This is a genomic window from Asticcacaulis tiandongensis (genome assembly GCF_006475605.1).
GTDB lineage: Bacteria > Pseudomonadota > Alphaproteobacteria > Caulobacterales > Caulobacteraceae > Asticcacaulis > Asticcacaulis tiandongensis.
The window spans coordinates 988,743-1,010,960 of sequence record NZ_SSBC01000010.1 but is presented as its reverse complement, the minus strand read 5'-3'; the positions used below and the strand labels follow the sequence as shown (position 1 = coordinate 1,010,960).

Here is a 22,218-nt window from a genome sequence, read left to right as displayed (position 1 = left end):
AAACAGAAGGGGCTTTTGGGTTTAAGGGGCTTGCCCCCTCCGCCTCGACTTCGCTCGGCACCTCCCCCGCTTCGCAGGGGAGGAGGCCAGAATCAGGCGTTTTCCGCTTCGGCCCTGGCGTATTCGTCGTAGTGATGATTTAGGAATTCGCGGTACTGAGCGACGGATTGATTGATAAATTCCTCGCGTGAGGCGTTCAGCTTGCCCTTGCTTGAGCTTTCGATGGACAGCAAAAAGGCGTTGTAACGCGCGGCGGCGTGGGTCAGGGCAATGCCTGACAGTTCATGGCCATGTTGTTCTGCATTGGTGTTGGCCTGAGTAATATGGGCCGAGGCCATAGAAGCGAAGGCGGCATTAACGGAATCGGTCATCGGGTTTCCTGAGCGTTTATGTTCTTTGATGCGTAATTGTGAGTGCTGGGGCGGGGGCTTGTCAAGGCGCTAAAAGATGTTGATGACGGGTTAATTTAACGGGTTTTTAACCACGTCTGGCGACTGTGGGGGCAATGTGGCCGGTGTGAAAATGTGGGCAAATCTGACGGGTTTGCTGCATCGGTTTTCTGCAATTTCCGGTACCCGCCATGCCCCAAGGCTATGCCCATCCTTTTACGCGTACTGATCGTTCGCCACTGGCTATCTGGTGGTGGACGGTGGACCGTGTCACGCTGGCGTCGGTATTGTTGCTGATCTTTGCCGGTCTGGTGTTTTCGTTTTCGTCGTCACCGGTGGCCGCGCCCAAGATCGGGTCAGCCAATGATTTCTATTACACCCAGCGGCATCTGATCTTTGCGGTGGCGTCAGCGACCCTTATGATTAGCGTGTCCATGCTGTCGCTCAAAGGGGTGCGGCGGGTCAGTACGCTGATCTATGGCGGGGCCCTGACGATCATGGCCCTGCTGCCGTTCATTGGCCACAAGGCCAAGGGTGGGCGGCGCTGGCTTGATCTGGAATTTTTCAGCCTTCAGCCGTCGGAATTTATCAAACCGGCCCTGATTGTGCTGATCGCCTGGATGTTCGCCGAAAGCCAGAAGGGGCGCGGTGTGCCCGGTGTGACCATTGCCGTGATATTGTATGTGCTGTGTGTCGGGCTACTGCTCATTCAGCCGGATGCCGGTCAGACCATCCTGATTACATTGGTGTTCGGGGCCTGTTTCTTTATTTCAGGTGTGCCGATGCGCTGGATTATCGGTATGTCGGGGGCGGCGGTCGTGGGCATGGTCAGTCTTTATTTTGCTCTGCCGCACTTCCGCAGCCGTATTCAGGAATTTGTCTCCCCCGAGGGCGACCGCTATCAGGTGGAGCGCGCGGCGGCGGCGATTGCCAATGGCGGCATCTTTGGTACCGGCACCAATGAAGGTACGATGAAGCGCCTTATTCCCGATATGCATACCGACTTTATCTATTCGGTAGCGGCAGAAGAATATGGGCTATGGGTATCACTGCTGCTGATTGCGTTGTTCAGCTTCGTCGTTCTTCGCGGACTATGGAAGGCTATGAATATGCCTGATCCTTTCCGTCAGATTGCGACGTCTGGCCTTTATATTATAGTCGGTTTGCAGGTGTTCATTAATGTGGCGGTGAACCTGAGCGTCATTCCGCCCAAGGGGATGACCCTGCCGTTTATTTCCTATGGCGGGTCGTCGCTGATGGCTATGGGACTGACCATGGGGCTTATACTGGCGCTGACGCGCAAGCGGCCAGCTGAGGTGCAGCCTGACGATCCGACAAAGTGGTGAAACTCACGAAAAAGTTTGCCGTTTTACGGCAATACATTTTTCGTGGTTCGATAAGGTCAAATCCGTCTCGAAGCGGTTCTTCGACGGATTTGGCTTGTTTGCATGAGGGTGACAAGTGGCGCGAACTGATTCTGAAGACCTGAACGAAGCGCCGGAAGCCTCTAAGGTGGCGGTTGTGGCGGCGGGGGGCACCGGCGGACATATGTTTCCGGCCGAGGCTCTGGCGCGGGCCTTGAGTGCGCGGGGTTGGCAGGTCGTGCTGGCGTCCGATGCGCGGGGCGCGGCCTATGCTGACCGGTTTCCGGCGATTGAGCGGTTATCGCTTGAGGCGGCGACCTTTAAGCGTGGTGATGTCATCGGCATGGCGCGGGCGGGCTTTAAGATCGCGCAGGGCATATTGCAGGCCCGCAAGGCGTTTAAGCGTCTCAAGCCTAAGGCGGTGATCGGGTTTGGCGGCTATCCGTCCTATCCGGCATTGATGGCGGCACTGGCGCGCAAGGATGTGACGCTGTTGCACGAACAAAATTCGGTGCTGGGGCGGTCAAACCGGCAATTATGCGCAAAGGTTGATGCGGTGGCCTGCGCCTTTCCGGTGTTGCGTATGGCGCCTAAGGCGCTTGAGGGGCAGGTTCAGGTGACGGGAAATCCTGTGCGACCCGATATCCGCGCACTCTATGATCAGCCTTATCCGGCGATGGACAGGGAAATCCGCATTCTGGTGACCGGCGGGTCGCAGGGGGCGAAGCTTTTGTCCGAAACCGTGCCGCAGGCGCTGGCTTTGTTGCCGGTATCCTTGCGCATTCGTTTGAAGGTTGAGCAGCAGTCGCGGCCTGAGCAGCTTGAGGCGGCCAAGGCCATCTATAAGGCCGCGGATATTGATGCCGAGGTCGCCCCGTTTTTCAGTAATATGGCCGAGCGGCTGGGGCGGGCGCATCTGGTAATCGGGCGGGCAGGGGCGTCGACCTGCTGCGAACTGGCGGTGGCCGGTAAGCCGTCGATACTGATCCCCCTGCGTATCGCTGCCGATGACCATCAGACACATAATGCCGAGGTGTTACAGGCGGCGGGCGCGGCTGAGGTCATTCAGGAAAAGGAACTGAGTGCAGAAAATCTGGCGGCGATCGTGCGGGCCTTACTCGATAACCCCGAAGTATTGAAGAAAAGCGCTGAAGCGGCGCGGTCTGTGGCGCGGCCTGATGCGGCGGAATTGCTGGCGGATCTGGTCGAGCGGATGGTAAGGAAGAAGGGTGAAACCGGAAAAGGGAAAGATAACCCCTCTGTCACAGCGACGCTGTGACCAACGCTGGCAAAAGCTATACTTTTGCTGGCGCTTTACCCCCATCCGAGATGGGGCGTATGAAGGGAGGAGTTCCTCATTTCTTCTTTATGAGACGTAAGCCTTTCTGATAGGCCTGAAGAGTGTGTTTCGGATCGGGGAGGTTGTGAAATCCGATGATTTTCAAACGTGAAGAAGCGCTGGATGCCGCCTTTGTGCAAAAGGTGCTGTTTATCCTGTTTATCGTGGCCATCAGTGCGCTGGTGTTCAAGCTTATGGGGCTGTGGCTGCTGGTGTTCGGGGCCATTGTGGTAGCGGTGGTGCTACGCGCCATTGCCGAACCCTTAAGCCGTCTGACGCGATTGCCGGAAAGCGTGGCGGTGCTGCTGGCGCTGTTGAGTGTTGTGCTGCTGCTGGTGGGGGTAAGCTATCTGTTCGGGCGTGAAATCGTCAGCCAGACTCAGGAACTGAGATCGCAGATTCCTATGGCCTGGGAGAATTTTCAGTCCCAGCTTGAGAATACGGAAATCGGTGCGTTCCTACTTGAGCAGGTCGATGACATCTGGCGTCAGGCGTCGGGGGCTTTGTCGGTCATTCCGCGTGTGGCCGGAGGTATCGCCGAAAGCCTCGGGAACCTCTTGGTGGTGGTCGTGGCCGGTATTTTTATCGCCATTAATCCGCGTAGCTACAGAGACGGTATCGTCAGGCTTTTTCCGCCCAAACATAAAGAACGTACACGCGACACGCTGAATGCGACGGGTCATGCCTTGCAGCAGTGGCTGGTGGCGCAGTGCTTTTCCATGGTTCTGGTGGGTACCCTGACGGCGATTGGTCTGAGCATTATTGGTGTGCCTTCGGCGGTGGCGCTGGGGCTGATTACCGGGCTGGCGCAGTTCGTGCCCATGGTCGGGCCGATTGTCTCAACCATACCGGGGTTGTTGCTGGCCGGTGTGCAGGGCTGGGAAATGATGTTGTGGACGCTGCTGGTCTATACCGGCGTGTCGCAGCTTGAGTCCAATTTCATTACGCCGATGGTGCAGAAGCAGGTGACTTCCATTTCGCCGGTCGTTGTTCTGTTTGCGGTTTTGGGGTTCGGCAGCCTGTTCGGGCCTTTGGGGGTGCTGTTCGCCACACCTTTGGCGGTGGTGGCGCATACGCTGGTGATGAAGCTCTATGTCGGTGAAGTGCTGCATGACCATAAGGCGGTGGACCGTGCGGTGCCGGATCACGAAGACAAGAAAAAGTGACCTGAAAAAGGGGAAAGCAAGATGCCCCACCACCCCCGCGATTACATCGCGGCGGTCCCCCTCCCCATCACAGATGGGGAGGTATGAAGAAACAGGTATCAAAGACGTCTTGAGCACAAGACAGTGAGCTGAAAAATCGTCCGTGACACCCGTAAACGCTTGCTTTAAAGCAGGCACTTCCTGTCTTTTTCAGTTGGCTTTGAGACCTTATGATTTCTCCTTCCAAGCTACGTCCGACCCCGTTCGATCTGGGGCCTGTGCATTTTGTCGGTATCGGCGGTATCGGCATGAGCGGCATCGCCGAAATCATGCTCAAGATCGGCTATCAGGTACAGGGATCTGACGCCAAGGCGTCGGCCAATACCGAGCGGCTGGAAAAGCTTGGGGCGAAAATTTTTGTCGGTCATGCGCCTGAGCATGTGACGGCGGATGTGTCGGCGCTGGTCTATTCGACCGCCGTCAAGGCCGATAACCCCGAAATGGTCGAGGCGCGTCAGCGGCGTATCCCTCTGGTGCGCCGTGCCGAAATGCTGGCTGAACTGATGCGTTTGCAGTTTTCGATTGCGGTTGGCGGTACGCACGGCAAGACGACGACAACCTCTATGGTGGCGGCGGTACTGGATGCCGGCGGGCTTGATCCCACAGTGGTCAATGGCGGCATCATCAATGCCTATGGCACCAATGCCAAGGTCGGCGACGGTGACTGGATCGTCGTGGAAGCCGATGAGTCGGACGGGTCATTCCTGAGGCTTAAGTCTACGCTGGCGATTGTTACCAATATTGACGCCGAGCATCTGGATCATTGGGGTAATTTTGAAGCGGTCAAGAAGGGATTTGCTGATTTCATTGAGAATATTCCCTTCTATGGCTTTGCGGCGGTGTGCATCGATCATCCCGAAGTGCAGGCGCTTACGGCACGGGTTGAGAACCGTCGCCTGATCCCCTATGGCGTGTCGCCACAGGCTGAGGTGCGCTGTACCAATATCGATTTCGGGCCTGAAGGGGCGACCTTTGATGTGGTGTTTTCGCCCAACGGGGTTGAGCCGTTCACATGGGAAGGGCTTAAGCTGCCGATGACCGGCAACCACAATGTCTCCAATGCCACGGCAGCCATTGCCATTGCGCGGGAACTGGGGGTCAGTGAGGCTCAGGTGCGTCAGGGCCTGTCGGGCTTTGGCGGGGTCAAGCGGCGCTTTACGACCACCGGTGTGGTCAATGGTGTGCGCATTGTCGATGATTACGGGCACCACCCGGTGGAAATCGCGGCGGTGCTCAAAGCCGCACGTCAGGTCAGTCAGGGGCGGGTCATCGCCGTAGTTCAACCCCATCGTTATACGCGTTTGCGTGACCTGATGAGCGAGTTTGCCACCTGTTTCCATGATGCGGATACGGTGATCGTCGCCGATGTCTATAGCGCCGGTGAGGCACCGATAGAGGGCGTCAGCAAGATGGATCTGGTGGAAGCGCTGCACCGCTATGGCCATCGTCATGCCATCGGGCTGGATCATCCGACGGCGCTGGCGGGGATTGTGGCGACTGAGGCAAAAGACGGCGATATTGTTGTCCTTTTAGGCGCGGGCGATATTACGCAGTGGGCCTATGCGCTTCCCGAACAGCTTGAAGGGCTTAAGGCATGAGTGAAGTCCTGAGCGATTGGCGTGATACGCTCCCTGCCGTGCGTGGCAAGATTGCCCGTGATGCCGAACTGGCACCGTTTACATGGTTAAGGGTCGGCGGGCCTGCGGAAGTGCTGTTCCTGCCTGAGGATGAGGCAGACTTAAGCGTCTTCCTTAAAGGGCTTGACGCGTCCGTGCCGGTGACGGTGATTGGGGTAGGGTCGAACCTTCTGGTACGTGATGGTGGCATCAGGGGCGTGGTTATCCGTCTGGGTAAGAATTTCGCCAAGGTGGAAGCCAGAGGCGAGGCGCGCATCTATGCCGGTGCAGCGGCGCTGGATGCCAATGTCGCTAAGGTGGCGGCGCAGAACGGGATTGGCGGGCTTGAGTTCTATCGCGGCGTGCCGGGTTCGATTGGCGGGGCGATTGTCATGAACGCCGGTTGCTATGCGTCGGAAACCAAGGATGTGCTGTTTGAGGCCTATGCGCTGAACCGTCAGGGTGAGCGCGTCGTGCTGTCGAATCGTGAGATGGGTTATAGTTATAGGCATTCGGATGCGGCGGATCGGGGCGACCTGATCTTTGTCGGTGCCCTGTATCAGGGAACGGACGATGATCCGTTTGAAGTCACCAAGCGCATGGAAGCCATTACTGAGCGGCGTGAAAAGTCTCAGCCGATCCGTGACAAGACCGGCGGTTCGACCTTCAAGAATCCGGCAGGCCATTCGGCGTGGGAACTGGTCGATAAGGCCGGTTGGCGCGGCAAGCCTTTTGGTGGCGCGAAGTTCTCGGATTTGCACGCTAACTTCCTGATTAACTTTGATAATGCCACGGCGGCGGATCTGGAAAATCTGGGGGAGGCGGTGCGCGCCGACGTCAAAGGAAAGTTCGGCGTCGAGCTTCAGTGGGAAGTGAAGAGACTGGGTGAAACCTCACCTCTCCCCCTTGGGGAGAGGAAGGCCCAAGGGGCCGGGTGAGGGGGGCTTTGTGGCTCATTCTGACTTGAAGTCCCCTCACCCCGACCCTCTCCCCGTGGGGGAGAGGGAGAAGGTTCTGATTATGGGCATTGTTAATGCCACGCCGGATTCGTTTTCTGACGGTGGGGCCTATGTGCCGCTTGAGCAGGCGCGCAAGCTGATCGCCGAGGGGGCGGATGTGCTCGATATAGGCGGGGAATCGACACGGCCCGGTGCCGAGCCGATCAGTGTGCGTGAGGAAATCAGGCGTGTCGTGCCACTGATTGAGGCGATACGGACCAGGTGGGATGGCGGCATCAGTATCGACACCCTTAAGCCTGAAGTGGCGCGCGCGGCATTCAAGGCTGGCGCGACAATCTGGAATGATGTCACGGCCCTGACCTATAGCCCCGAAAGCCTTGAGACGGCGGCGGCTCTGGGGGGGCAGGTCATACTGATGCACATGAAGGGCGAGCCGCGCACCATGCAGGTTGCCCCGCACTATGATGATGTGGTGTCAGAGGTCGAAGCCTATCTGCTCGGGCAGGCTGAAGCGGCGATGGCGGCAGGGGTCAGACGGCAGGATATCTGGCTTGATCCCGGGATCGGGTTCGGCAAAAACCTTGAGCATAATCTGAAGCTTATACGGGCAACGGAACGGCTTTCGTCGCATGGGTTTCCGTTACTGATGGCGGCGTCACGCAAGCGGTTCATTGCTGCGCTTGAGGAACGTGACGGCGGGGCGGCGTCTGCGGCGACCGAAAGGCTGGGCGGGACGATTGCGGTGCATCTTTATGCGGTTGAAAGAGGGGCGCGTATGGTGCGGGTGCATGACGTTCAAGCCATGCGGCAGGCCCTGAGGCTTCGGGACGCGCTAAAATGTGACAGGGACGTGTAAAATAGTCTCAGGTGTAATTAAATCTGTTTGCCAGGCTGAGCGCTTCGTGCGTACATTCTCAGGCTTCTGACGGAGATGGGGAATATGAAGAGAGCGGCGAACAAATCCTATGGCCTGTATGTCGGGAAACGACGCACCTTGCGCTTTACGCATGCGCCGGACGAGGTTGCCGGTGAGGCCGTTACGGCGGTTCGCGCTCAACCGGCTGCGGCCGATTTTGAGGTCATGCGCGAAAATATGATGCGTGTGGTATGGCCGCTGCTGGCGTTTGGGCTGGTGGCCTTGTCGATCATGGGCGCCGCAGAGATTGGCGGTTATGATGCCGCGTTTCTGGCCGGACGACTTAGCTGATCAGACGGTTTGGCTGAATCAGTTCGGCATATAGATGTCGAAGGCGGCCTGAAAGTCGGGGTCTTCGATATGGAAGTTGCCGCTTAGGGTATAGACGCCGGGGGAGACGAGCGCATAGGCGTCTGGCACCAGCGGCAGATGCGTGATCTCACCGGCTTTTTGTCCGATCTGTTCCAGCACGAGTCCTTCGGCGCGATTGACGCGAATGACGCGGCCAGCCTGAATCTCGAAATCCACAAGGGCGTCCTGCGCATCGATCCGGTTCAGCCGGAAGATGATTGTCCGGCCCAGCATGGCGCGGGCCATAGGATCGTCGCCCTCAGCGAAGGCTTCCGGTGCCAGTTCATTCCAGTAGGGGGCGGGGTCGGAAGCCAATAGCAGGACAATTCAGTCAGCGGTGATCAGTTGAAAACGCGGCACAGGGCCGTGATCTGTCTGGACAGATTCGCTGAACATGGACAGGGGGCGCACCCACAGGTCGGGCTGTGGCTGATAGAGCGGCAGATACAGCACCATGATCTCTTCGGTTTCGGAATGGATTACCGTGCCAAGGACGCGGTAGTCATTACCTTTGTAATGGCGGTAGAGGCCGCGCGGCAGGGCGCTGTGTGTATCGGGAAGGGCTGTCATGAGGCATTGTCTTTTGTGATGAAAGGTTCCATGTACCCTTAACTGTGCCTCAGGTGAAAGGTAAGATATGCAGCGCGTACTGATTATTGCAGGGTCTGATCCCTCTGGCGGGGCCGGTATTCAGGCCGACATCAAGGCGGTGACCTGCCTTGGCGGCTATGCCATGACCGCGATTACGGCCCTGACGGTGCAGAATACGCTGGGGGTGACCGATGTCTTTCCGGTGCCGGAGGCGATTATTACGGCGCAGGGCCGCGCCTGCCTGAGTGATATCGGTGCCGATGCCGTCAAGACAGGGATGCTGGGGACGGTCAGTGTGGTGGAAACCGTGGCAGCCCTTATGGACGAGGCGCAAGGCGCGTTTAAGGTGGTTGATCCGGTGATGGTCGCCAAGGGAGGGCATGCGCTCTTGCCGGATGAGGCGGTGTCGGCGATCCGAAGCCAGCTTATTCCTCGGGCGGGTCTGTTGACGCCCAATGCACCGGAAGCCGAGGTGCTGACGGGGATTAAGGTGGTGGATGAAGCCAGCCAGAGACGGGCCGGTGAGGCGCTTTTAAAGATGGGGGCCGGGGCGGTTCTGATGAAGGGCGGGCACATTGACGGGGTTGAGGTGGTCGACTGGCTGCTGATGCCCGAGGGCGAAACCCGTTTCTCAAATCCGCGAATTGAAACCCTGCATACACATGGTACGGGCTGTACGCTGGCCAGTGCCTGTGCGGCTTTGTGGCGCAAGGGGCTGCCGCTGGAAGCCAGTGTGTCTGAGGCGCGGGATTATGTGCTGGGGGCAATTGTCAATGCGCCCGGTCTGGGGGGCGGGCATGGCCCGTTGAAGCATAACTGGGGGATTTGAAGCCCACGCTCAGGCGAAGGTGTGGAAGAAACTCCGAGCGCTTCAGCGAGGCAAGCCCAAGCGGGCGCCGCGCCTTATGGCGCGCCCTCGCGGAGCGATGAGCGCAGCGAATTGAGCGTGAGCGGAAAGAACAGTGCGCTTCAGCGAGGCAAGCCCAAGCGGGCGCCGCGTCTTATGGCGCGCCCTCGCGGAGCGATGAGCAAAGCGAATTAAGCGTGAGCGGAAAGAAATGGCGGGCCCGCTTGCGGTGTCCGAGGGGGAGGGAGGGGAGACACCGGCGCGAGCCCGCCGTAGGAGCCGCCGTTCGTATGGAGGGGCGAAACGGCGGCTGTATATATATAACGACGCCGGGGAGGGGAATCCGTCGTTACGGAGGGCTTTTTATCCTTAACGTCTGTAGCCGTAGCTGCGGCGGTCACGAAGTTCGGCCATCAGGCGGTGTTCCAGCGCGTTTATCCGGCGATCAAGAACCGAGGCTTCCTGACGGTCGATGCCACGACCGGTACGTTCATAGCGGCGGGCCAGTGACTTGATGTCGCGCAGGTCGCTGCTCAGGCGATTGACTTCGGAACGGTTAAGAGCACCGGAGCGACGGCCCTGACTGATGCGGTGTTCCAGACCGTCAATACGGCGATCAAAGGAACGGTCACGATTGTCAAAACGGTCGTGGTGACGTTCGTAGCGATGATCATTATGGGCGGCAGCCGAAGCGGGAACCGACAACCCGCCGAGAGAGACGGCGGCAACGGCGGCAATGGCGAAGGTTTTCAGATGCGTCTTCATGGTGTGGCTCCTTAATTTCGCTGATCTTCAGCGTTGAAGCCATATAAACATGCTGATCCCGAACCGAACCTGAACCGCGTGGTTCATAATAGGTTCATCTTTTTTACTTGCTCTCAGAAGGGTTTGGACGCAAAAGCGGCGCACAGATTATCCCTTATCCAGAGGTCAGCTCATGTCTCTTAAGCCAGCGATCAAACCCGAACGTCCGTGGTTTTCTTCGGGGCCGACCGCCAAGCGTCCGGGCTGGAGCGTGCAGGCGCTGGAGAGCGCACCGGTAGGGCGGTCGAACCGTTCAAAAGCGACGGTGGGGCGCTTGCGTCAGGCGCTTGAGCTGACGCGCGAAATTTTGGGCATTCCGGCAGAGTATCAGGTGTTTTTTACGCCGGGTTCGGACACGGGGGCTTTTGAGGCGGCGATGTGGAACCTTTTGGGGCCGCGCAAAGTGCAGCTTCTGGCGTTTGAAAGCTTCGGGCAGTTGTGGGCCAATGATGCGACCGAGCATCTCAAGCTCGATGCCGAGGTTTTGAGCGCGTCCTATGGCCAGTTGCCGGATCTGTCGCGTATCGATCCTCAGGCCGATCTGGTGTTTCCGTGGAACGGGACGACTTCGGGCGTCCGCGTACCGAACAGTGATTTTATCAACGGCCATCAGGGGTTGGTGCTGTGTGACGCGACATCGGCGGCATTCAGCATGAATTTGCCGTGGGAAAAACTCGATGTTATTACCTTCTCGTTCCAGAAGGCGCTGGGCGGCGAGGCTGGTATCGGGGCGCTGATCCTGTCGCCGAAAGCCGTTGAACGCCTGAATAGCTATGATTCGGGTCGTCCGATCCCCAAGGTCCTGCGCCTGAAGAAAAAGGGTGAGGCCGACATGGCGATACTGGGGGGGGATGCGATCAACACCTTCTCGTTCCTCATTATCGAGGACTATCTGGATGCCCTGCGTTGGGGGGCGCGTGAAGGCGGGCTTGAGGCGCTGGTGGCGCGGTCTGAGGCCAATGCCGAGGCCCTGTTCCAGTGGGTGGAAAAGACGCCGTGGATCGATTTTGTTGCTGAAGTGCCTGAGACGCGTTCGACGACGTCGGTATGTCTGAAATTTGTCGCGCCGGAAATTCAGGCGCAACCGTCCGAGGTTCAGGCCAAACTGGCGGCCAAGGTTGGCAGTCTTTTGGATATCGAAGGGGTGGCCTATGATGTCACCGGCTATCGCGCCGCACCGCCGGGCCTGCGTATCTGGTGCGGATCAACGGTGGAAACGGATGATATAGAGGCGCTGTTGCCCTGGCTTGAGTGGGGTTATGCCGAGGCCGTCGCGGCTTTGAAAGCGGATGGTACAATAACAGGCTGAGCGGCGTATTTCCGCCAGAGCAATGCCCCCTCCGTCGCGGACTTCGCCGCTACAGCTCCCGTAAACAGGGGAGGATGTAAGGGCGAAAGCGATAAATCCGCATAATGCACTTTTATGACTTTCCAAGTGCGGCTGAGTAGGTTACAGGCTGCAACCGCCTGAAATTTTTGACGCGCCGCAGCTTGTCCCCAAACCGGACAGCTCAGGTGCTTTTGCGCGCGTAAAGCGGCTTTTACGGAGTAATAACCTTGGCCAATGTGACCGTAGTGGGCGCCCAGTGGGGCGACGAAGGTAAGGGGAAGCTGGTTGACTGGCTGTCCAATCGCGCAGACGTCGTCGTGCGCTTTCAGGGCGGTCACAATGCCGGTCACACCCTTGTGGTTGACGGCAAGGTTTATAAGCTGTCTCTGCTGCCTTCGGGCGTCGTTCAGGGCAAGCTGTCGGTCATCGGTAACGGTGTGGTCGTCGATCCGTGGGCGCTGTTTGACGAAATCGGCCGTGTTGAGGCGCAGGGCCTTAAGATCACCTCTGACCTGCTGGTGCTGGCCGATAATGCCTGCCTGATCCTGCCGATCCATCGTGAACTGGATGCGGCGCGTGAAGCCGCTGCCGGGGCCGCCAAGATCGGTACGACCGGTCGCGGCATTGGCCCGGCCTATGAGGACAAGGTCGGCCGCCGCGCTATCCGTGTCGGTGATCTGGAAGATTTTGACGCGCTGGATGCCAAGCTCGATCGCCTGCTGGCGCACCACAATGCGCTGCGTCGCGGGTTGGATCTGGCGGAAGTCAACAAGGCGGAACTGCTTGAGGCGCTTAAGGAAATTGCCCCGCGCCTCCTGAGCTTTGCCAAACCAGTGTGGTATGTGCTCGACAAGGCCAAGCACGAAGGCAAGCGCATTCTGTTTGAAGGGGCGCAGGGCGCGCTTTTGGATATTGACCACGGCACCTATCCGTTTGTGACCTCGTCCAACACCGTCGCCGGTCAGGCCGCTGCCGGTTCCGGCATGGGCCCGCGTTCGGCAGGCTATGTGCTGGGCATCCTCAAGGCCTATACGACCCGCGTAGGCTCCGGTCCGTTCCCGACAGAGCTGTTTGACGAGGTCGGCGAGCGCATTGGCCGCGTTGGTCATGAGTTCGGCACCGTTACCGGCCGTGCCCGTCGCTGCGGCTGGCTGGATGCGGTTCTGGCGCGTCAGTCGATTGCCATTAACGGCATTGACGGCATTGCCCTGACCAAGCTGGATGTGCTGGACGGTATCGAAACCCTGAAAATCTGCGTTGGCTATAAGCTCAATGGCGAGGTGATCGACTATCTGCCGTCGGGTATCAAGGCGCAGGAAGTCATCGAGCCGGTTTATGAAGAGCTTGAGGGCTGGTCGGAATCGACGCAAGGCGCGCGTTCGTGGAAAGACCTGCCGGGCAATGCCGTGAAATATGTGCGTCGTATTGAGGAACTGATCGGGGCACCGGTGGCTTTGCTGTCGACTTCGCCGGAGCGTGAAGATACGATCCTTATGCGTGATCCGTTTCAGGACTAATTTACATCATGGGGGAAAACGGTTTTTCCCCCATGTGCCCCCTGACCGTATTGAGAAAAAATCCCTCGGGGCGGCCCGACGGGATTTTTTCACTTTTTATGCCTGATTTTTAGAGAGAGGGAGTGGTGTCGTGATTATCTCTTTTAACGTAAAGCCGTCATTTACCGATTTGCGTTAGTCTCGGGTGAAACCACTGGAGATTTGACAGCGTGTTTGTCGAACCGGCAAAAATTAACAAGCTCAGGCCGCATCTGAAGCACGTTTTGCTGCTTGAGCCCAATGTCGGTTACGCGCGTATGCTGATGGACATGCTGCGGGCGATGGGCGCGCAGGAAGTGCTTCATTTTAAAAACGAAAATGAAGCGCTGGATAAGGCGCACATGGATGCTTTCACGCTTGTGTTCTGCGCCCATCAGCCGCCACTGGCTCATGCGGCCAACTTTACGCGTAACCTGCGCCGTTCCGAAGCGCCTTCGCGTAAGGCGCCGGTCATCATGATGCTGACGGAAGACTATATCGGGCCGTTTTTGCGCGAAGCCCGCGATGCCGGTGCCGATGAGTTCATGAAAAAGCCCGTTACCTGGGCGGATTTTTTGAAGCGGGTCGAGCATGTGGCCTTCAAAAGCCGTCCGTGGATCGAGGCCGTCGGCTATGTCGGCCCTGACCGTCGCCGGTTCAATTCGGGCGAATATGCCGGTGAACGCAAGCGCTCATCGGATAAGGTCAATGACGAACTGCAACCGATTGAACAGGCCGTGCGTATCTTAAGGGCGGCGCACAACCAGTATGAGAGCAACCCCTTACAGGCGCGTAAAGCCATGATGGCCCAACTGGAGGTGCTGGTGCCCGCCTGTAAGCGGATAAGGTCCGAGACCTATCTGACGGATGTAAAGGCCGTACTGCATTGCCTCAGGAGCGATCCGCCGGACATGGACGGGCTGGCTCCGCCCATCTACAGCCTGTCGCAGTTTTTCAAGATTGAAGACCGGCAGCCGACGAAGGTCGCCTGAGGCTTGGTTTCTTCCCGAATCGCGTGTTACTCAGGCGAATACACGGCGGCTGATTGCCTGAGAACAGGTGAAACGGGGGAGGATTATGCTGACGCGGCGACAGATGGCGGTCTTGCTGGGTGGGGCGGGAGCTTTTCCCTTTGTGGCTCAGGCGGAACCGCGAATCGTACGGGTGCCGCTGACGCTTTACCGGCGGGGATTGCCGATGGTTCAGGCGCATCTTAATGGGCGTGGGCCATATAATTTTCTCCTGGATACCGGCGCGTCGACGTCGCTTGTAAAACATAAGATCGCCGTTGAAGCTGGTCTGAGGCCGGTGGGGCAGGGGGTAATTCGCGGGGCATCGGGCACGGAAACCACTGAGCTTTATCATGTGTCGCACCTTCAGGTAGGAGACGGGCTTAACCTAAGGGAGTGGCAGGTTGTCGGCTCCAGAGGCTTCAACGTACCTGATGTTGACGGCCTGTTGTCCATTGAGGCGCTGACCAGTGTGCCCTGCCAGATTGACTTTCAGGCGAAGGAGTTGCGCTATTATCCGGTCGCGGGGTCTATGGATCTGACGGGGTTTGGTAATCTTGAGGCGCAGTTTCATGGCGGGCGGGCCAGAAGCATCAAACGCGCCTATATCCGGCTGAATCTGGCGGGGCGGAAAATAAACTGCCTTCTGGATACGGGGGCTGAGGCCCCGCTCAGTCTTTTTGCCGACTATGTGGAGGCACAGAAGCTATGGGACAAATACCCGCTTATTGGTGAGGGCAGGTCACAGGGAGTAAATGGCAAGACGGTTAGCAACCGTATCGTCGAGATGCGTGACATTCAGGTGGGCGGCATATGGGTGCCACGCATGGCGGTCATGCTGGCCAATCCGGATGACCGAAACGCTATGAAGGGCGGGGCCCATGCGCAAGGTGTTGTCGGGGCCGCGTTTCTCAGTGCCTTTATTCTGGCGTTTGATGGTGAGCGTTCGGTGCATGTCAAATCGACCGGCAGTCTGCTGGGGCTTGCTCCGCCCGAAAAGGTACAACCGAACCTGCCGGAGGCTGTGGCAGGGCGTGAAACTATACCGTTCAGGCTTGGGGAAGACCGGCGGTTTTTATTTCCGGTGACGGTGGGGGGGAAGACTTATTCAGGTGCGTTTGCGCTGGCGGATGCACAAAGTACCATTGGCAGTAATATGGCGCGGGTCTGTGGGCTGAAGGCCTTACCTGAGGGCGGATATGATGCGTCAGCGCTGGTGTTCGGTGAGGTATCTGTCGCCGGTTTCAGGCTTTTTGAAGCCGAAAACCCGAAGCAGAGCATACATCTGGGGCAGGATTTCCTGAGGCTTTTGCCGTCCGAACTTAATCTCGATGATAAATATATGACGCGTTACACTGAGGGGGCGCCGGAAAAGACCGGATATAGCCGTCTTCCGGTCGAGCGTGACGCAAAAGGACGGATGATTCTGCCGGCAAAACTGGCGGGGCGGGATATGCGGTTCGTGCTGGATACACTGGTGGGATACGGTGTCATGCTGACTCCGGCCTCGGTGCGCAAACATGCGTTGTGGGACGCCTATCCAAAGGCCGAAAACCGTCTGTCGGGGGCGAAAACAAAAATTCGCTATACGGGCATCAGTGGTCTTGAGTTTGGGGATTTTCGCATTGATCCGGCACCGGTCACGCTGTTTGATCCGGCGGCAGCGGATGATCCGAAATATGAAGGGCTGGATGGGGCGATCAGCATCGGGGTGCTTTGGCGGTTCAATATGATCTTTGATCAGGACGGGAGCGTGTGGTTTAAACCGAACAAGCGGTTTGGATATAATCCCGGCAGTATTCCTGCGGCACCGGCATAAAAAAGCCCCGCGAAGTGCGGGGCTTTTTCGTGGGGTGAATCAGGCAGCAGCCGCTTCGGTCATGGCCTTTTGCAGCTTTTCAAAGGCCCTGACTTCGATCTGGCGCACCCGTTCGCGGGAGACACCAAAGCGTTCGGCCAAGTCTTCGAGGGTCGTCGGGCTGTCCTTCAGGCGGCGTTCGGTCAGGATGACCTTTTCGCGGTCGTTCAGTTCGCCCATGGCTTCCTCAAGCAGGCTCATGCGCAGCTTGTACTCTTCGGATTCGGCCAGCACTGTTTCCTGAGACTCGGTCTTATCGTCCACCAGCCAGTCCTGCCATTCCGAATCGCCCTCAGCGGCCCGCAGAGGCGCGTTAAGGGAAGAATCGGGCGATGACATGCGCCGGTTCATGGAAATGACCTCGTCTTCGGTCACCCCAAGCTTGGTGGCGATCTGAGCGACGTTTTCAGCGCGCAGGTCACCGTCCTCAAGGGCGCTGATTTCCGATTTCACCTTACGCAGGTTGAAGAACAGCTTCTTTTGCGCGGCGGTGGTGCCCATCTTAACGAGCGACCATGAACGCAGGACATATTCCTGAATGGCGGCTTTGATCCACCACATGGCATAGGTTGCCAGACGGAAACCTCTGTCGGGGTCGAATTTCTTGACGGCCTGCATCAGGCCGACATTGCCTTCAGAGATGACTTCACCAATCGGCAGGCCATAGCCGCGATACCCCATGGCGATCTTGGCCACGAGGCGCAGGTGCGAGGTAACCAGCTTATGGGCGGCCTTGGGGTCTTCGTGCTCGGCCCAACGCTTGGCCAGCATGAATTCCTCGTCCTTGGCGAGCATAGGGAACTTACGGATTTCCGACAGATAGCGGTTCAGGCCGCCGTCTGGTCCAAGCGACGTCATGGCAGGTAAGCTCATAACAGCTGTGTTGGTCATGGTATCCCCTTCAGTGTCCTGTGTCGTTTTATCTTCGGGCATAAGAACCCCCTGTTGAAACGCCAGCCAAAAAGGTGGGTCCAATTGAGCGCTCAATTGCCTACCTTTTCCATGTAGGAAGGTTTAGACGAAAATAAAGGCCCTCTAAGGGCAGAAAATACTAAACTCACAGATTAGTAATCGTGGGTGTTACGATTTGGGCTTCAGGAAAAGAAAATATACCCTCTCTGTCACTTCGTGACATCTCCCCCAACAAGTTAGGGGAGTATGGTCAGAGGTCAAGCAGGGCGTCGTGCAGGGCGGCCATATCTTCGGGGAAGGGGGCCTCGAAGGACAGTTTCTCGCCGGTGACCGGATGGACAAAACCGAGGTGTGCGGCGTGAAGCGCCTGACGCGTGAAGTTCAGGTCTTTGATAATGTCGGCGACGGCCCTGACCGGAGCGCCGGAGCCATAGACCGGATCGCCAAGGCAGGGGACGCCAATATGGGCCATATGCACCCTGATCTGGTGCGTGCGGCCGGTTTCAAGCGTGCAGCGGATGTGTGAGGCGACCGGCTTGTCACCGAAAACGTCCAGCAGGCGGTAATGGGTAATGGCTTCGCGTCCGCCCTGACGCAGGACAGCCATTTTCTTGCGGTCATGCATGGAGCGGCCGAGGCGGGTGGTGACCGTACCGGATTCTGATTTAGGAACGCCGCGTACAAAGGCCTCATAGGCGCGTTTAATGTCGTGGCGCGAAAAGAGATCGCTCAGGCCTTTGTGCGCCTGATCGGACTTGGCGGCGACCATGACGCCAGAGGTATCCTTGTCAAGGCGATGGACAATGCCAGGACGCAATACGCCACCAATGCCGGACAGGCTGTCGCCGCAGTGATAGAGCAGGGCATTGACCAGCGTGCCGTCAGGTGTCCCTGAGGCCGGATGAGCGGCCATGCCCGCCGGTTTATCGACGACGATCAGGTGGGCGTCTTCGTACAGAACCGTGAGGGCAAGGTTCTGTGGTTCAGGCAAGGCGGAGACGGGGGCGGGAATCATCAGGCTGTAGCTGCCGGCGCGGGCCTTATGCTTGCCGTCAGTGATGGGCTCACCATTAAGCTTCAGGCGGCCTTCTGCGATCAGGGACTGAAGGCGGGCGCGGGACATATCGCCGATAAACGGCACCAGTGCGCGATCCAGCCGGTCACCTGCCTGATCAGGGGGCAGGTCAAAGTGCAGGGTTTCGCCGGTTTGGTCGTCTTCGATGTCTTCGATGTCGTCAGGAGAATAGGTCATGCGCTCATATAACAAAAAACACGCCGGAAGCGTGAACTTCCGGCGTGTCTGAAATCGGTTTTATCCGTTTATCAGGTAATGTCTTCGTTGATCAGGCCGATCTTGAAGAAGCCGTTGTCCTGAAGCACGTTCAGAACAGCCATGAAGTCGTTATATTCAATGTCGGCATCGCCACGCACCAGAACACGCTCATCAAGCGGGTTCGGGGATTCAAGGGCCACAGTCAGATCAGCCGCAAGGGTTGCCAGCGAGGTCTTGTTGGTACCGATATAGATGTCGTCGGTGCCCTGAATGGAGATGAAAACCGGATCCTTGGGTTGTTCCTGCTGTTCCGGATTCGGAATCGCAGGGGGGAGGTCGAGTTTGATCGACACGGTCGCCATAGGTGCAGACACCATGAAGATGATCAGCAGCACGAGCATGATATCAACGAACGGTGTCACGTTGATATCGGAATTTTGTTCCACATTGTAACGACCACCGCCGCCACCGCCGAGCTTAGCGCCCATCTTGTTACTCCCTAGTGTGCCTGTGCAGACACAGGTAAAAAATTTCGATGGGCGATTTATGCCCACTCAAAGCCAATTGTAAAGGCCATGAATGCAAAACTATTTGCGAAAAAACCTGATTTTTAAGGCTTGCGCGAAAAAATTAAGCGTTTTCAGGGTTGGCAAAAGCGAAGAAAGCGATCCTGCAACGCCTGATCGGTTTTAAAGGCCCCCGTAAAACGGGTCGTTACGGTGGTAACGTTCTTATGGTGCACGCCACGGGTGCTCATGCACTGGTGTTCAGCATCAATCAAAACGGCAACGCCCAATGGGGTCAGTGATTCTTCGATGGCGTCAGCGATCTGCTTGGTCAGGGTTTCCTGCGTTTGCAGGCGTTTCGAGAAGATTTCAACGACGCGGGCGATTTTCGAGATGCCGACGACCTTGGCGGTCGGCAGGTAGGCGACATAGGCCTTACCCAGAAACGGGGCCATATGGTGTTCGCAGTGTGATTCGACATCGATCTGACGCAGCAGAACCATGTCGTCATAGCCCTGTACGTCCTCAAAGGTACGCGACAGTTCCTTGGCGGGGTCGGATGTGTAGCCGTTGAACCACTCGCTATAGGCTTCGACGACGCGCTTAGGGGTGTCGATCAGGCCTTCGCGTGAGGGGTCATCACCGGCCCATGCCAGAAGCGTGCGCACAGCATTCATGGCTTCTTCTTTTGAGGGGCGTTCGACGTTCAGGGTTTCGCCGAAGGTTTTGGAACGGGTGGCATTCAGCAGGCTGGTGACCGGATCGGTTCCGGCGGCTGCGGCTTCAGATTGACTCATGAAAAACTATCTCTCTCCGGAGGGCCGAGTAGCGCCGGAACGAAGGTTCCGGAATGACGCGTGGCATCCCTCTTTGGTGGCCCCTTATGATACGCACGGGCCGTATGCGTGGATCAAATTTTCAGGCGCGTTTTCGCTTAAATAGCATGGTGCTATGCCCGTCGAGTGTCTATATGGGGCAAGGCAATGGAAGATCAACCTAAAAAAATCATGAAACTAAAGCTCCAGGACACCTTAAAGCGCGAAAAGCGCGACTTCGTTCCCCGTGACCCGAAAAGGGTTACCCTGTATGTCTGTGGGCCTACGGTCTATAATCATGCCCATATTGGCAATGCGCGGCCCGTCGTGGTGTTTGACGTGCTGTTCCGGCTGCTGCGGGAAATCTATGGCGTGGATCACGTCGTCTATGCCCGGAACATCACCGATGTGGACGACAAGATAAATCAGAAGGCCATGGATGAGGGCGTGGACATCAGCGTCATCACCAATCGCTATGCTGACATATATAATGCCGACATGGCGGCCTTAGGCGCGTTGCGGCCGACGCTGGAACCACGCGTGACGGCCAATATGGACGCGATTGTTTCCCAGATAGGGGCGCTGATTAATAACGGGCACGCCTATGCCGCCGAAGGCCATGTGTTGTTCGATGTGGCCAGCTACAAATCCTATGGCAGTCTGTCGAACCGGTCTCTCGATGACATGATTGCCGGTGCGCGGGTCGAGGTGGCCCCCTATAAGAAGAATGCGCAGGATTTCGTACTGTGGAAGCCGTCAAAAGAGGGCGAACCGCGCTGGGACAGTCCGTGGGGTGAGGGGCGTCCGGGCTGGCATATCGAATGCTCGGCGATGATCGAGGCCAATCTGGGCCTGCCGATTGATATTCACGGTGGCGGGCATGACCTGATCTTCCCGCACCATGAAAATGAAATCGCGCAAGGGGTCTGTGCCCAGCATGGCCACAAGCACGAAGAGGACTATGCCCGTTACTGGATGCACAATGGCTTCCTGACCATGGATGCGGAAAAGATGTCCAAGTCACTGGGTAATGTGTTGCTGGTGCATGATCTTATTCAGCAATATCCGGGAGAGGTGGTGCGTTGGGCATTGTTGAGCGCCCATTATCGTTCCCCGTTAAACTGGACCAAGGATTTACTCGATCAGAGCCGCAAGGAACTAGATTACATCTATGGTGTTTTGTTGCGAAATAAAAATGTTCCGCTTAAAGCGCATCAAATGGAAAATCCATTGGAAGTGTTGATGGATGATCTCAATACGCCATTAGCTAAATCTAAATTATTCGAGTTGGCAAAAAATGTTGAGCACTTTGTAAATTCTGAAGTCAAGAGAACTGAATTGGCTCAAGAAGTTGCACCAGTTGCAGCATCAATTTGCATGTATTCTTTGAGGTCGCTCGCAAATGTTTTGGGGGTCCTCCAGCAAGACCCTGAGGACTGGTTCAAGGGCGGGGCGGACGATGATCTGTCGGCCAAGGTTGAGGCCTTGCTTGAGGCGCGCAAAACCGCACGCGCCGAGAAAAACTGGGGCGAGGCCGATCGTATTCGTGACGAACTGAACGCGCTTAATGTTGAGGTCATGGATGGCCCGCAAGGCGCGACATGGAAGATAAAGTAAATGGCATTCAAGGTTGAACAGCGTATCGGCATTTCGCGTCCGGTGGATGATGTCTATGAGATCGTGGCTGATCTGAAGGGCTGGACGCAGTGGAGTCCAATCCATCAGGTTGTGGAGGGGGAACTGCGTTTTGGCGCACCGGTACGCTTTGAGGAGCAGTATGAGGGCTTGGGACTGTGGGAGATCGGTGGATTTGTCTCTGACTGGTCGCCGCTGTCGCATATTCATATTGGCGTGCCGAAGAAGTTTTATGAAGGGTCTCTGATCCGGTTTTTCGAGTTTGAGGAATTGTCGAAAACCGGCTGTTCCTTTGCTATTGGGGCGGTCTTTTCCGGCTTTTTGTCTGAACGGGAAGGGCGACGCTACGCCAAGTTCCTCAAAAAGGGATTCACGGCCTATTGTGAAGCCTTGAAGGCACGGGCAGAGGCGTAATGATCGACGATCTCTATTCGCGGGAGATACTCAGGCGCACGACACAGCTTCAGCATGTCGGGCATCTGGAGCGGTTTGACGGTTTCGCCGACCGGACGGCTAAGCTGTGCGGGTCGCATATCCATGTTGAAGTGACGATGGACGGGGAGGTGCTTACTGGTTTTGCGCAAACCGTAGAAGCCTGTGCGCTGGGGCAGGCAGCGGCGGCCATCCTCAGTCAGCAGGTGATAGGCGCAACGCGTGATGAGGTTGTGGCCGCCCGTGATGCCATGCGGGCGATGTTTAAGGGCGCGGACTTTGCCTTCCCTGAGCGGTTTACCGATTTTGCTATTTTGCAGTCGGTGAAGGATTTTCCGGCGAGACATGCCTCGACGCTTCTGGCGCTTGAGGCCACGGTTGAGGCGATGGAGCAGGTGGCCCGCTGATTTTTAAGGCTAATACAAGAGTCCTGAGCGAGGAAAAGCCCTTTCCGTCGCGGACTTCGCCGCGCCACCTTCCCCGTAAACGGGAAGGATATGGTGGGTATATAGCGACCGGGCATGGTTAATT

General features: G+C 57.3%; 23 protein-coding genes. 15 read left to right on the top strand and 8 right to left on the bottom strand.

The features are described from left to right. Positions 1-92: 92 nt before the first annotated feature. Entirely contained in the window at positions 93-371 is a 279-nt protein-coding gene (locus E5201_RS08935) for a DUF3144 domain-containing protein (protein WP_140985687.1), read from the bottom strand. Positions 372-580: 209 nt separating this feature from the next. Here E5201_RS08935 and E5201_RS08930 point away from each other — a divergent pair, with 209 nt between their 5' ends. From E5201_RS08930 to E5201_RS08900, 7 genes are all read left to right on the top strand, one after another. After that, a complete protein-coding gene (locus E5201_RS08930; RefSeq protein ID WP_140985686.1) occupies positions 581-1,735 on the top strand; it encodes an FtsW/RodA/SpoVE family cell cycle protein in 1,155 nt (384 codons plus the stop codon). Positions 1,736-1,937: 202 nt separating this feature from the next. After that, the gene (murG, locus tag E5201_RS08925; RefSeq protein ID WP_140986104.1) at positions 1,938-3,032 is read left to right on the top strand and encodes an undecaprenyldiphospho-muramoylpentapeptide beta-N-acetylglucosaminyltransferase; all 1,095 of its coding nucleotides are present in this window, start codon (positions 1,938-1,940) and stop codon (positions 3,030-3,032) included. 155 nt (positions 3,033-3,187) lie between these two features. Further along, positions 3,188-4,258: an AI-2E family transporter gene (locus E5201_RS08920; protein ID WP_140985685.1), complete on the top strand. Its 1,071-nt coding sequence runs from the start codon at positions 3,188-3,190 to the stop codon at positions 4,256-4,258. Between the two features lie 209 nt (positions 4,259-4,467). Beyond that, a complete protein-coding gene (murC, locus tag E5201_RS08915) occupies positions 4,468-5,895 on the top strand; it encodes a UDP-N-acetylmuramate--L-alanine ligase (protein ID WP_140985684.1) in 1,428 nt (475 codons plus the stop codon). Then, positions 5,892-6,851, top strand: a complete 960-nt coding sequence (gene murB, locus E5201_RS08910) for a UDP-N-acetylmuramate dehydrogenase (RefSeq protein WP_140985683.1) — start codon at positions 5,892-5,894, stop codon at positions 6,849-6,851. The genes murC and murB overlap by 4 nt, the downstream gene beginning before the upstream one ends. Before the next feature lie 82 nt (positions 6,852-6,933). Further along, positions 6,934-7,728, top strand: a complete 795-nt coding sequence (folP, locus tag E5201_RS08905; protein ID WP_140985682.1) for a dihydropteroate synthase — start codon at positions 6,934-6,936, stop codon at positions 7,726-7,728. 84 nt (positions 7,729-7,812) lie between these two features. Next, positions 7,813-8,079, top strand: coding sequence for a hypothetical protein (locus E5201_RS08900; protein ID WP_140985681.1), 267 nt, complete (start codon positions 7,813-7,815; stop codon positions 8,077-8,079). An 18-nt stretch (positions 8,080-8,097) separates the two neighbouring features. Here the strand turns inward: E5201_RS08900 and E5201_RS08895 are convergent, their stop codons facing one another. Next, entirely contained in the window at positions 8,098-8,454 is a 357-nt protein-coding gene (locus E5201_RS08895) for a hypothetical protein (RefSeq protein ID WP_140985680.1), read from the bottom strand. A 12-nt stretch (positions 8,455-8,466) separates the two neighbouring features. After that, a complete protein-coding gene (locus tag E5201_RS08890; protein WP_181404577.1) occupies positions 8,467-8,709 on the bottom strand; it encodes a DUF1653 domain-containing protein in 243 nt (80 codons plus the stop codon). A 67-nt stretch (positions 8,710-8,776) separates the two neighbouring features. Between E5201_RS08890 and thiD the strand changes: the two genes are divergently transcribed. Continuing rightward, positions 8,777-9,559, top strand: a complete 783-nt coding sequence (gene thiD / locus E5201_RS08885) for a bifunctional hydroxymethylpyrimidine kinase/phosphomethylpyrimidine kinase (protein WP_140985679.1) — start codon at positions 8,777-8,779, stop codon at positions 9,557-9,559. Between the two features lie 387 nt (positions 9,560-9,946). Here thiD and E5201_RS08880 read toward each other — a convergent pair whose 3' ends face one another. After that, complete coding sequence (locus E5201_RS08880) at positions 9,947-10,342, bottom strand: hypothetical protein (protein ID WP_140985678.1); 396 nt, start codon at positions 10,340-10,342, stop codon at positions 9,947-9,949. A 172-nt stretch (positions 10,343-10,514) separates the two neighbouring features. Here E5201_RS08880 and E5201_RS08875 point away from each other — a divergent pair, with 172 nt between their 5' ends. From E5201_RS08875 to E5201_RS08860, 4 genes are all read left to right on the top strand, one after another. After that, a complete protein-coding gene (locus E5201_RS08875; RefSeq protein ID WP_140985677.1) occupies positions 10,515-11,690 on the top strand; it encodes a phosphoserine transaminase in 1,176 nt (391 codons plus the stop codon). Between the two features lie 248 nt (positions 11,691-11,938). Then, complete coding sequence (locus tag E5201_RS08870; RefSeq protein ID WP_140985676.1) at positions 11,939-13,228, top strand: adenylosuccinate synthase; 1,290 nt, start codon at positions 11,939-11,941, stop codon at positions 13,226-13,228. A 209-nt stretch (positions 13,229-13,437) separates the two neighbouring features. Next, positions 13,438-14,238, top strand: coding sequence for a PleD family two-component system response regulator (locus tag E5201_RS08865; RefSeq protein ID WP_140985675.1), 801 nt, complete (start codon positions 13,438-13,440; stop codon positions 14,236-14,238). Between the two features lie 85 nt (positions 14,239-14,323). After that, a complete protein-coding gene (locus E5201_RS08860; RefSeq protein WP_140985674.1) occupies positions 14,324-16,075 on the top strand; it encodes an aspartyl protease family protein in 1,752 nt (583 codons plus the stop codon). Positions 16,076-16,114: 39 nt separating this feature from the next. Here the strand turns inward: E5201_RS08860 and rpoH are convergent, their stop codons facing one another. The 4 genes from rpoH to folE form a co-directional block, all read right to left on the bottom strand. Then, positions 16,115-17,005: an RNA polymerase sigma factor RpoH gene (gene rpoH, locus E5201_RS08855; RefSeq protein ID WP_425456569.1), complete on the bottom strand. Its 891-nt coding sequence runs from the start codon at positions 17,003-17,005 to the stop codon at positions 16,115-16,117. Positions 17,006-17,276: 271 nt separating this feature from the next. Beyond that, a complete protein-coding gene (locus E5201_RS08850) occupies positions 17,277-18,278 on the bottom strand; it encodes an RluA family pseudouridine synthase (RefSeq protein ID WP_140985673.1) in 1,002 nt (333 codons plus the stop codon). A 71-nt stretch (positions 18,279-18,349) separates the two neighbouring features. Then, positions 18,350-18,787 (bottom strand): biopolymer transporter ExbD, encoded by a 438-nt coding sequence (locus tag E5201_RS08845; protein WP_140985672.1) that lies wholly within the window; start codon positions 18,785-18,787, stop codon positions 18,350-18,352. Between the two features lie 152 nt (positions 18,788-18,939). Next, on the bottom strand, positions 18,940-19,602 hold the full coding sequence (folE, locus tag E5201_RS08840) for a GTP cyclohydrolase I FolE (protein WP_140985671.1): 663 nt from the start codon (positions 19,600-19,602) through the stop codon (positions 18,940-18,942). A gap of 210 nt (positions 19,603-19,812) precedes the next feature. Between folE and cysS the strand changes: the two genes are divergently transcribed. From cysS to E5201_RS08825, 3 genes are read left to right on the top strand one after another with little or no spacing between them, the layout of a single operon-like run. Then, positions 19,813-21,237 (top strand): cysteine--tRNA ligase, encoded by a 1,425-nt coding sequence (gene cysS / locus E5201_RS08835; protein ID WP_140985670.1) that lies wholly within the window; start codon positions 19,813-19,815, stop codon positions 21,235-21,237. Then, positions 21,238-21,669 carry an SRPBCC domain-containing protein gene (locus tag E5201_RS08830; protein ID WP_140985669.1) on the top strand — a complete coding sequence of 144 codons (432 nt, stop codon included), beginning with the start codon at positions 21,238-21,240 and terminating at the stop codon, positions 21,667-21,669. It abuts the gene before it with no gap. Further along, positions 21,669-22,094 (top strand): iron-sulfur cluster assembly scaffold protein, encoded by a 426-nt coding sequence (locus E5201_RS08825; protein WP_140985668.1) that lies wholly within the window; start codon positions 21,669-21,671, stop codon positions 22,092-22,094. The genes E5201_RS08830 and E5201_RS08825 overlap by 1 nt, the downstream gene beginning before the upstream one ends. Positions 22,095-22,218: the final 124 nt, after the last annotated feature.